We start from the raw sequence: 10977 nt of genomic DNA, 5'->3' as shown, positions 1-10977 counted from the left end.
ACTGTACTTGGCATCGCACAGGCCAACGTCAGCAAATATCTTGCTGATTTTGAATCAAAAGTGGGTTTAAAAGTCTTTGACCGAACCACCCGGCAGCTGATGCTCACACCTTTTGGCACCGCGCTGTTACCGTACATCAACGACATGCTGGATAGAAACGAGCAACTTAATAATTTTATTGCAGATTATAAGCATGAGAAACGTGGTCGGGTCACTATCTACGCCCCAACCGGCATAATTACCTATTTATCCAAACATGTAATCGATAAAATTAAAGATATCGGTGATATCACCTTATCGCTAAAAACCTGCAATCTTGAGCGTAATGCCTTTTATGAAGGCGTCGAATTTCCTGATGATTGTGATGTTTTAATCAGCTACGCTCCACCAAAAGATGAATCGCTGGTTGCCAGTTTTATTACCCAATATGCCGTAACCGCTTATGCCAGCCAGCGCTATCTTGAGAAACATCCTATTAGCCGTCCTGACGAACTCGAACATCACTCCTGTATTTTGATCGACTCGATGATGATTGACGACGCGAATATCTGGCGCTTCAACGTCGCCGGGAGTAAAGAGGTGCGGGATTATCGCGTGAAGGGAAATTACGTTTGCGATAACACGCAATCGGCGCTGGAGCTGGCACGAAATCACCTGGGGATTGTGTTTGCGCCAGACAAAAGTGTGCAGAGCGACCTGCAAGACGGCACGCTGGTGCCCTGCTTTCAGCACCCGTATGAATGGTGGCTGGATCTGGTGGCTATCTTCCGTAAACGGGAATACCAGCCCTGGCGGGTCCAGTATGTGCTGGATGAAATGCTGCGTGAAATTCGCCACCAGCTTGCTCAGTCGCAGCAACTGCGGCCTGAACAAGCGGCGGAAAGCGAAGATTAATGATCGAGATAAAGGTAATGCACCCAACTGGTCATGCGTAACAGCACTTTGCGCATCACCGAGACATGGCTGAAATGATCAGAGTAGACCGCCACCTGGGCGTAAATACCGTCTGGTAAAGCGCTCAAATCAGTGTGCTCATCCAGTTCAATGGTCGCGATAACGCCATCTGAACCCGGCGCTGTGTTTAACGTCTGTAAGGTGCCGGTCGACTGATAAGCTCCGCCGGGAACAGCTGGACTAATGGCTGCCAGCTTGCCGCTGAATACCTTACCTGGCAGAGCGTTAAATACCACTTCCGCATCATCGCCAGGGGCCAGTCGCAGCAAGGAGTTCTGACGGAACTGCGCCACAATTTGTCGTTTCTGATCGGGTATAAACACCATCACCGGACGTAGCGGCAGCGACGCGGCATAGGTACCCGGACGAATCAGCACCTGGGTCACATAACCATCGCTCGGCGCACGCACTATCGTCTGCTCAAGGTTATATTTTGCTTCCGCGAGCTGCGCTTTCAGGCTGGCGATTTGAGAATGTTCACCCAACACCAGGCTATCCAGCTGGCTCTGGATCTGTTTTTGTTCCGCCGCCGATGACTTTACGGAGGCTTCCTGCGCCAGATAATTTTGCCGCGCCACATCAATATCGCGTTCTGAAAACGGGTTTACTTTCGCCTGGCTGCCGCGTGCGTAACGCTGATACTCTTTAGCGAATTTATCCCGCGTGGCCTTTGCCTGCTGAGTATTCGCCGCCATCTCATCTAACTCTGCGCCCAACGCCCGCTGTTTATGTTCTGCGGTAACGATATCCGCCATCAGCCGATCCACCCGCGCCTGATAACGCGTCGGGTCCAGTCGAAATAGCACCTCACCTTTTTTAATCAGCGTATTTTTCTTATCCGTCACTTCGATCACCACGCCTGTCACCTGTGGGACAACAGGAATAGAAATAACCGCTTTTTGCGCTTTGAAGGTATACGGATGGTTATAGTTCATTAACAGAATTAAACCGCTGACAATAAATATGCCACCCAGGGCCGCGGTGGGAATGGTCCATTTATTTACAGGAATTTTGAAGATCTTAAACATTGCCCATGCGAAAGCCACATAGGTTAAAATAATCAGTAAATCCATAAGTATTACTCGGCAGAAGAGGATTTGATGTCGGCGAGCTGTTTCTCCAGCCCGGCAATACGCTGTTGTAGTTGCACAACGGAGGAGTCATGGTTTTGCATTCCCCATCCCCGCTCCGGGCGGTAAAGCGTGGCCCAAATCCACAAAAATGGCCAGATAACATGTAACGTAAAAAGACTCACCCAACCAGCAACATGAATGGCGTCGGCATGAGGATGATTACGTTTTTTAGCAATCAGGTAGGGAATATCATGTAAAATAATAATCCCATAGAATATCACCAGAAATACAAAAATAAGCACTCCCAGTGCAAAATAGTCCAGGAACATATTTCCCTCAAAGAATATAAAAAAGAACAATTAACGCATATTATGAAATGCCATGATGCAGTGCAATTTCCTTATTTATATAACGACATATTGTTTTTTATATACTTTCTTAAATGTGCTGTCTGGTTTTTCAACAGGACGAGGTTTATCATATTGAAATAGTGGAACTATTGGCCAAACTAATGAATAACTCCAGTAAAACATCCACAGTACAGATTAAGCGTATTAAACCTTCAATTATCTACCGTTTATTGCTGATTGGCCTCGGATCACCAATGGTGATTTACGGCCTGGTTCGCCCGCTCACCATCGAAACGCGAGATTAAACTCCTGACAAAACACGCCCCAGAAACGCACTTCTGTTGGCGTAGTCTGGGTTATTGCGCACGTAGGTTTAAAACGTAAATTGTAACAACGTGCGCTTTGTTTATGCCGGATGCGGCGTGTACGCCTTATCCGGCCTACGGTCAGGTTCCCGTAGGCATGATAAGACGCGTAAGCGTCGCATCAGGCAATGAATACCCAATGCGACCAGCTTCTTATATCAGAACAGCCCCAACGGTTTATCCGAGTAGCTCACCAGCAGGCACTTGGTTTGCTGGTAATGCTCCAGCATCATCTTGTGGGTTTCGCGACCGATACCTGATTGTTTGTAGCCACCAAACGCCGCATGTGCCGGGTAAGCGTGATAACAGTTGGTCCACACGCGCCCAGCCTGTATGCCGCGCCCCATCTTATAGGCCAGATTACCGTTGCGGCTCCAGACGCCCGCGCCCAGGCCATATTGCGTATCGTTCGCCAGCTCCAGCGCTTCTTCCATCGTTTTGAAGGTGGTCACCGCCAGCACCGGGCCAAAAATCTCCTCCTGGAACACCCGCATATTGTTCTGACCAAACAGAATCGTCGGTTCGAGGTAGTAGCCGTCTTTCAGTTCACCTTCCAGCAGCTTGCGCCGCCCGCCTGTGAGCACGTCAGCGCCCTCTTTTTTACCGATATCAATGTAGTTGAGGATGGTTTCCAGTTGCCCGTGAGAAACCTGCGCGCCCATTTGCGTCACGCTGTCGAGTGGGTTACCGCTGCGAATGCTTTCGACACGGCGGATGGCGCGTTCCATAAAGCGTTCGTAGATAGACTCCTGCACTAAAGCACGGCTTGGACAGGTGCAAACTTCGCCCTGGTTAAAGGCGAACAGTGCAAAGCCTTCCAGCGCTTTATCGAAAAAGGCATCTTCTTCATCCATCACATCAGCAAAGAAGATATTTGGCGACTTGCCGCCCAGCTCCAGGGTTACCGGAATAATGTTTTGCGTGGCGTATTGCATAATTTGTTGGCCCACTTCCGTTGAGCCGGTAAACGCCACTTTGGCGATGCGTTTCGAGGTCGCCAGATATTCGCCAATTTCCCCACCTGCGCCGTTGACCACGTTCACCACGCCCGGCGGCAGTAAATCACCGACGATTTCCATTAGCAGCAGTACAGAAAGCGGGGTAAGACGTGCGGGTTTCAGCACCACACAGTTGCCCGCCGCCAGCGCGGGAGCCATTTTCCAGCTCGCCATCAGCAGCGGGAAGTTCCACGGGATAATCTGCCCCACCACGCCTAACGGTTCATGGAAATGATAGGCCACGGTTTCGCTATCAACTTCACTGATCCCACCTTCCTGCGCCCGAATACACGAGGCGAAATAGCGAAAATGGTCAATCGCCAGCGGCACGTCGGCAGCACTGGTTTCGCGAATGGGTTTGCCGTTATCCCAGGTTTCAGCCGTCGCTAACAGCTCAAGGTTTTGTTCCATTCGATCGGCAATCTTAAACAGAATCGCCGCGCGATCCTGCACCGAGGTGTGCGCCCATTTATCTTTCACTTTGTGCGCAGCATCCAGCGCCAGATCGATGTCTCGTTTGCCCGAAGACGCCACTTCGCACAGCAGCTGCCCGGTCACCGGCGTCAGATTCTGGTAATACTCGCCGTCGGCAGGGGCTACCCATTCGCCGCCAATAAAGTTGTCATAGCGGGCTTTTAACTTGAGGGGGAAACCATACTCGCCGGGCTTAATCTGTGCTGAAGGGGGATTATTGGTCATGATCGTCTCCTTGCGGTGTGAGGTATAACAAGGGTAGACGTGACTGGCGAAATCTTCGCCAGTCGGTAACAGCTTTACGACAGCTATCACGAATTTACGGGCAAGGGTTACAGAGATAGTTGAAAAAGCGGCTGACAATTTGCCAGCCGTTGTGGAAATGATGATTACATCGCTGCGCGATAAATCGCCACAATTTCTTCGTGAGTTGCCTGGATCGGGTTAGTAAAACCACAGGCATCTTTCAGGGCATTAGTCGCCAGAACCGCGAAATCTTCTTCTTTCACGTTCAGGTCGCGTAGGCCTGCCGGGATATCCACTTTCTTCGCCAGTTCACGGATGGCGTTAATGCAGGCTTCAGCACCTTCCGCATCGTTTTTACCTGTCACGTTCACGCCCATTGCAGCGGCACAGTCACGCAGACGTGCGGCGGCGACTTTGCTGTTGAATACCTGAACATGCGGCAGCAAAACGGCGTTACATACACCGTGTGGCAGGTTGTAGAAACCGCCCAGCTGGTGCGCCATCGCATGAACATAACCCAGAGAAGCATTATTGAACGCCATACCAGCAAGGAACTGGGCATAAGCCATTGCTTCACGCGCTTTCGCATTACTGCCATCTTCAACGGCTAACGGCAGGTTTTCGGCAATCATGGTCACGGCTTTCAGTGCACAAGCGTCAGTGATCGGCGTGGCGGCAATAGAAACATATGCTTCGATAGCGTGCGTTAAGGCATCCATACCCGTTGCGGCGGTCAGTGACTTCGGCATACCAATCATCAGAGAGGAGTCATTGACAGAAAGCAGCGGAGTGACATGTTTATCAACAATCGCCATTTTGATATGACGCGCTTCGTCAGTGATGATGCAGAAACGGGTCATTTCAGAGGCCGTACCCGCAGTGGTGTTGATGGCGATCATCGGCAGCTGCGGTTTTGCAGAGCGGTCAACGCCTTCGTAATCGCGAATATCGCCGCCATTGGCTGCCACCAGCGCAATACCTTTTGCGCAGTCGTGTGGAGAACCACCGCCTAAGGAGATCACGCTATCGCAATTATTCTCTTTAAGTAATTTCAAACCTGCGGCGACGTTTTCCGTGGTGGGGTTAGGTTGGGTGCCATCATAAATAACGCTAAAAATATTGCGTTCTTCCAGTGCTTTTTGCACATCACCCGCCATACCTAATTTCGTTAACATATTGTCAGTGACAATTAAGGTACGGGTAAATCCATAATCTGCCATCATATTCATTGCATCAGTCAATGAATCAGCGCCGATGACATTCACAGAAGGAATAAAGAAAGTTGAAGATGCCATAACACACTCCTGAAAGTGTAAAAAAGGGTGGGCAGCTTACTGAGGATTTTCATTCGAAAACATGATCATTATTATTGATTATCAAAATTAATCTAATAAAAAGCACATTGTATTCATTAAACAATGTGCTTTTTTTAAAATCATAAGAAATTTGTATTAATTTATTTTAAAAATTAATTAATCATTTCCTTATTTTTCCGGAAATAATAATGCGTCGCGCAATAAATGATCATTTCCACGACGACGCGTAAAGCCAATGCGGTCAAAATATTCCAGAATCTGAATTGCCAGCTTTCGGCCTACGCCTAAGCGATCGCGGAAATCCGCCGCGCAGGTTGAACCACACTCCTGATCGAGATCGCGGATCATATTGGCAAATTCGACAATCCGATCGTTACGGTAATAACGATCTTTGACGATCGCGGTAATTATTCCTTGCTGCGCCGCCTGGCGTAGCGTCAGGCGCATTGCCTGCTCGTCGGTACCCGTCTCTTTTGCCAGATCACGCACCCACCACGGCTCGTCACCAAACAGCGGCTCTGCTTTTTGCCAGATGGCCTGCTGCTCTTCGCTGAAGCCCGCTTTGTGATCCGGCAGATGCAGCCAACCGTGATGACTGAGGATGTCGCCGCTTTCGCGCATCTTTTCAATCAGCAACAGTACCAGCGCTTCATCTTCCATTGGCAACGCCATACGTCGCAGACGTTCGCGCCCAGGACCAGGTTCATCGCGATGTTGCTCATGATAAGTCGCTAATGTGTCGAGAATTTTCCGCTGCCAGCGGGCGGCAACCGGCGCATTCAACAAGCTATAACCAGCCTGAATATAGCCAGGCTGTTGCAGCAATTCGCGCATCCCTTCGCCGTTGAGCTGCCGTGCCCAGGCGAAATCCGCAAGGTTAACCGCGCCGCGTTCCAGATGAACAGATAACGCATCGGCATCGCTCTGCGCCCGTGCAAGAGACGCCAGCCATTGCAGATATTCCGGCTTACGTTTACCGCGACGCGGCGGGTTAAGCATCACCACACGCGCCCCCGCCAGCGTGTTGCGGGCCGAGATATCGCGCAGCACTAAGCGATCGTTATCCGCCAGCCACAGCGGCGTGTCGAACACCAGCTCGGCAAGGTTATCTTCCAGCAGCGAAACGCGTCCCGTAACGTGGCTGGCGGCGTGGTGAATATGCAGCGGCTGCCACTGGGTCAGCGGCGTATGGGTTTGAAGCTCGACAATCACCCGCGTGAACGGCTCTGGCGGCACATCGGCAAGCAGCCAGTCGCCACGGTTAATCTGCTCTTTTTCCGCATCACCCGCGATGTTAAGCGCGATACGCTGCCCGGCATTGGCGGTTTCTGTTGGCTGGTTTTGCGCATGCAGCGCACGTACACGCATCGGTTTATTTACACCAGTCAGCCAGAGTGAATCGCCTACCTTCACTTCCCCGCTTAACGCCGTACCGGTGACGACCAGCCCGGCACCTTTTACGGTAAATGCGCGGTCAATCGCGAGGCGGAAACTATGTTGGCTGGCGTGCTCGCGTTCCGGCAACTGAAGCAGATGCTCGCGCAGGGCATCAATTCCCCGACCTTCGGTTGCTGCGGTGATAAACAGTTTTGCCTCAGCAAAACCGTATTCCCGCAGCACCTCCTTTACCTGGCGTTCAACCTCATCAACACGCGCTTCGTCCACGCGATCGGCTTTGGTCAGCGCCACTGTCAGCATCGGGTTACCGGTCAGCTGCAAAATCGCCAGATGCTCACGGGTCTGCGCCATCACGCCGTCATCGCACGCCACCACCAACAGCGCGTGATCGATACCACCAACGCCCGCCAGCATGTTGGAAAGAAACTTTTCATGACCGGGTACGTCGATAAAACCAGGCACGCGACCATCCGGCTGCGGCCAGTAGGCATAGCCGAGATCGATGGTCATGCCGCGCTTTTTTTCTTCCGGCAGACGGTCAGCATTTACGCCAGTAATCGCCTGCAATAAGGTTGTTTTGCCGTGGTCAACGTGTCCGGCAGTCGCAATAATCATTTCAACAACATCTCCAAAAACCGTTGCTCATCTTCAAGGCAGCGTAAATCCAGCCACAATCGTCCGTCATAAATACGACCAATCACCGGCACTGGCAATTCACGCCAGCGGGCGGCTAATGACTCAAGGTGGCTACCGCGTCCATCATGGGGTGTAAACGTTAATGCCGCGCTCGGCAGGCGATCAACCGGCAGCGAACCACTGCCAATCTGCGAAAGACATGGCATAACCTGTACCGCAAACTCCGCGCCGTAATGTGCGGCAAGGGGGGCCTGTAAACGTTGTGCCTGGATTTGAATGACCTCTGCGCTGCGGGTAAGCAGGCGCAGGGTCGGTAATTTTTCACTCAGAGCTTCAGGGTGTAAATAAAGACGCAACGTGGCTTCCAGCGCCGCGAGGGTCATTTTATCCGCGCGTAATGCACGCTTCAGCGGGTGGCTTTGCAGGCGGGCGATCATCTCTTTTTTACCAACAATAATTCCTGCCTGCGGCCCGCCTAACAACTTGTCGCCGGAGAAACTCACCAGACTGACGCCCGCCGCAATCAACTCCTGCGGCATTGGCTCTTTCGGCAAACCGTACTGGCTAAGATCGACCAGCGAGCCACTGCCTAAATCAGTCACTACGGGAACATCCAGCTCTTTGCCGAGCGCCACCAGTTCCGCTTCATCTATCGCTTTGGTGAACCCCTGAATGCTGTAGTTACTGGTATGTACTTTCATCAACAGTGCGGTATTTTCATTCACCGCCTGACGATAATCATTCGCGTGCGTGCGGTTGGTGGTCCCTACTTCGTGTAGGGTGCAGCCTGCCTGACGCATAACATCGGGAATACGAAACGCGCCGCCAATCTCCACCAGTTCGCCGCGAGATACCACCACCTCTTTTCCGCTGGCAGTGGCCGCCAACATCAATAACACCGCCGCCGCATTGTTATTGACGATACAGGCATCTTCCGCCCCCGTAATATGGCACAGCAGTTGCGCCAGCGCCCGATCGCGATGTCCGCGTCCAGCGTCGTCCAGATCGTACTCGAGGGTCACTGGCGAACGCATAGCCTGCGCAACGGCTTCCACCGCGGCTTCCGCCTGTAAAGCTCGCCCAAGGTTGGTATGCAGCACGGTTCCCGTCAGGTTGATCACCGGACGCAGCGCGCTCTGCGCTTCTTTCGTCAACCGGGCATCGACTTCTTGCGCCCAGTTTTCACACCACGCAGGCAGCGTCTGGCTGCCACGAATCACTTCTCGCGCTTCGTCGAGCATCTGACGCAACAATTCCACCACGCGGGTGTGACCATAAGTATCACGCAAAGAAAGGAAGGAGCTATCGCGCAATAAGCGATCAATAGCCGGAAGTTGACTATAGAGGGAACGCGTTTCGGTTGTCATAGGAAACCTGGCTGATCAAGGCCCTCTCACACGGAGAAGGGCGTTTAACATAACCACGGATTGTAACGTGAGATGGGTCAGGAGGACATATCGCGCATCAAGCCTTTGGCGGTTCGGTGCGAGCAAAACTTTCGCGGCTAAACAGGTTTTCGACCAGTTTGACTAAGTGTGGGCGATCGACACACCAGCCTGGCGCAACGCGGCGGAAATTGAGATATCCGACGGCACAGGCAATGGCGATAGTCGCCAGATTGACCGTATCGGTTTTGAGTGTGCCATCGACCAGATATCCTTCCAGCACATCCAGACTGCGGTTGATTTTCTCCCGCTGGCGTAACAATTCATCTTCAGACTGCTGCGCCGCTGGACGCGCCTGTTCACGCACCGATACCAGCCCGGCATCCATAATGCCATCCGCCAGTGCCTCAATTTTGCGCACCCGCAACGACTCCAGCGGATCGCGCGGCAACATCGCCGGAGCGACATTCATTAATTCAATATATTCAGCGATGATCGGCGAATCAAACCAACATTCGCCCTCTTCGGTCACCAGCACCGGCACTTTTCCTAACGGGTTAAATTGCGCCACGCCGTTGTCCGCGTTATAGGGCAGTTCATTAATAAATTCGAAAGTTATGCCCTTTTCTAACAACAGAATAGAAAGTTTGCGTACAAACGGGCTGGTGTAGCTACCGACGAGTTTCATGCCGAGTCCTTTGTGCGAGGAAAAATATCAGTATGGCCTGGTGATGGGAAAAAGGGCAGAAAATGTTGATGGTTTGTTACTTCCAAATAAATCACATATTTATCATGGTGATATAAATATTTTCCTAATTGTTTCTATCTGATGGATATCTCACTTAAGGCTTTCTTATAAATCTGTAGGGTTTTGCCTGGAAGCAGACAAATAACCCGATAAAACAAGGATGAGCAGATGAGCGGAAAACCGGCGGCGCGTCAGGGCGACATGACGCAGTATGGCGGTAGCATTGTTCAGGGTTCAGCCGGGGTACGTATTGGTGCCCCCACCGGCGTGGCCTGTTCGGTGTGCCCCGGCGGAGTGACGTCCGGCCATCCGGTCAATCCCCTGCTCGGTGCAAAGGTCCTTCCCGGTGAAACCGACATCGCCCTGCCCGGCCCGCTGCCGTTCATCCTCTCCCGCACCTACAGCAGTTACCGGACAAAAACGCCCGCGCCGGTGGGGAGCCTCGGCCCCGGCTGGAAAATGCCTGCGGATATCCGCTTACAGCTGCGCGATAACACACTGATACTCAGTGATAACGGCGGCAGAAGCCTGTATTTTGAGCACCTGTTTCCCGGTGAGGACGGTTACAGCCGCAGCGAGTCACTGTGGCTGGTGCGCGGCGGCGTGGCGAAACTGGATGAAGGTCACCGGCTGGCCGCACTCTGGCAGGCGCTGCCGGAAGAACTCCGCTTAAGTCCGCATCGTTATCTGGCGACAAACAGTCCGCAGGGGCCGTGGTGGCTGCTCGGCTGGTGTGAGCGGGTGCCGGAAGCGGATGAGGTGCTGCCTGCGCCGCTGCCGCCGTACCGGGTACCATTACGACAGTCAGCACCGGCTGGTGCACTACACGCGGACACAATATGCAGAGCCGCTGGTCGAAAGTCGCTATCTTTACGACCCGCTGGGCCGCAGGGTGGCAAAACGGGTATGGCGGCGTGAACGGGACCTGACGGGCTGGATGTCGCTGTCACGGAAACCGCAAGTGACCTGGTACGGCTGGGACGGCGACCGGCTGACCACAATACAGAACGACAGAACCCGCATCCAGACGATTT

At 52.5% G+C, this 10977-nt stretch carries 9 protein-coding genes and 1 pseudogene; 3 read left to right on the top strand and 7 right to left on the bottom strand.

Annotated features, from left to right (window positions below; genetic code table 11):
• A partial coding sequence (locus E0D98_RS17400) for a LysR family transcriptional regulator (RefSeq protein WP_131890784.1) occupies nucleotides 1-894 on the top strand: 894 nt, incomplete at its 5' end.
• Here E0D98_RS17400 and E0D98_RS17395 read toward each other — a convergent pair.
• Together E0D98_RS17395 and E0D98_RS17390 are read right to left on the bottom strand one after the other, a co-directional pair.
• Nucleotides 891-2027: an HlyD family secretion protein gene (locus E0D98_RS17395; protein WP_000364884.1), complete on the bottom strand. Its 1137-nt coding sequence runs from the start codon at nucleotides 2025-2027 to the stop codon at nucleotides 891-893. The genes E0D98_RS17400 and E0D98_RS17395 overlap by 4 nt on opposite strands.
• A 5-nt stretch (nucleotides 2028-2032) precedes the next feature.
• Nucleotides 2033-2356: a DUF3302 domain-containing protein gene (locus E0D98_RS17390; protein ID WP_000478193.1), complete on the bottom strand. Its 324-nt coding sequence runs from the start codon at nucleotides 2354-2356 to the stop codon at nucleotides 2033-2035.
• A gap of 170 nt (nucleotides 2357-2526) precedes the next feature.
• Here E0D98_RS17390 and E0D98_RS27410 point away from each other — a divergent pair, with 170 nt between their 5' ends.
• Nucleotides 2527-2682 (top strand): hypothetical protein, encoded by a 156-nt coding sequence (locus E0D98_RS27410; RefSeq protein ID WP_001296793.1) that lies wholly within the window; start codon nucleotides 2527-2529, stop codon nucleotides 2680-2682.
• 218 nt (nucleotides 2683-2900) lie between these two features.
• Here the strand turns inward: E0D98_RS27410 and aldB are convergent, their stop codons facing one another.
• The 5 genes from aldB to E0D98_RS17360 all read right to left on the bottom strand — a co-directional run bounded on the left by aldB (nucleotide 2901) and on the right by E0D98_RS17360 (nucleotide 9883).
• Entirely contained in the window at nucleotides 2901-4439 is a 1539-nt protein-coding gene (aldB, locus tag E0D98_RS17380; protein ID WP_000183978.1) for an aldehyde dehydrogenase AldB, read from the bottom strand.
• A 164-nt stretch (nucleotides 4440-4603) separates the two neighbouring features.
• On the bottom strand, nucleotides 4604-5755 hold the full coding sequence (gene yiaY / locus E0D98_RS17375; RefSeq protein WP_000168700.1) for an L-threonine dehydrogenase: 1152 nt from the start codon (nucleotides 5753-5755) through the stop codon (nucleotides 4604-4606).
• Nucleotides 5756-5944: 189 nt separating this feature from the next.
• Nucleotides 5945-7789 (bottom strand): selenocysteine-specific translation elongation factor, encoded by a 1845-nt coding sequence (selB, locus tag E0D98_RS17370; RefSeq protein ID WP_000582458.1) that lies wholly within the window; start codon nucleotides 7787-7789, stop codon nucleotides 5945-5947.
• Nucleotides 7786-9177 (bottom strand): L-seryl-tRNA(Sec) selenium transferase, encoded by a 1392-nt coding sequence (gene selA / locus E0D98_RS17365; RefSeq protein WP_047086548.1) that lies wholly within the window; start codon nucleotides 9175-9177, stop codon nucleotides 7786-7788. The genes selB and selA overlap by 4 nt, the downstream gene beginning before the upstream one ends.
• 97 nt (nucleotides 9178-9274) lie before the next feature.
• Nucleotides 9275-9883 carry a glutathione S-transferase gene (locus tag E0D98_RS17360; RefSeq protein WP_000779792.1) on the bottom strand — a complete coding sequence of 203 codons (609 nt, stop codon included), beginning with the start codon at nucleotides 9881-9883 and terminating at the stop codon, nucleotides 9275-9277.
• Nucleotides 9884-10111: 228 nt separating this feature from the next.
• Here E0D98_RS17360 and E0D98_RS17355 point away from each other — a divergent pair.
• Nucleotides 10112-10735 (top strand): annotated as a pseudogene (locus E0D98_RS17355) (DUF6531 domain-containing protein); the annotation flags it as partial.
• Nucleotides 10736-10977 lie beyond the last annotated feature (242 nt).

This window comes from Escherichia sp. KCJ4928 (genome assembly GCF_004352695.1).
GTDB lineage: Bacteria > Pseudomonadota > Gammaproteobacteria > Enterobacterales > Enterobacteriaceae > ECMA0423.
This window is presented reverse-complemented; position numbering and strand designations above follow the sequence as displayed.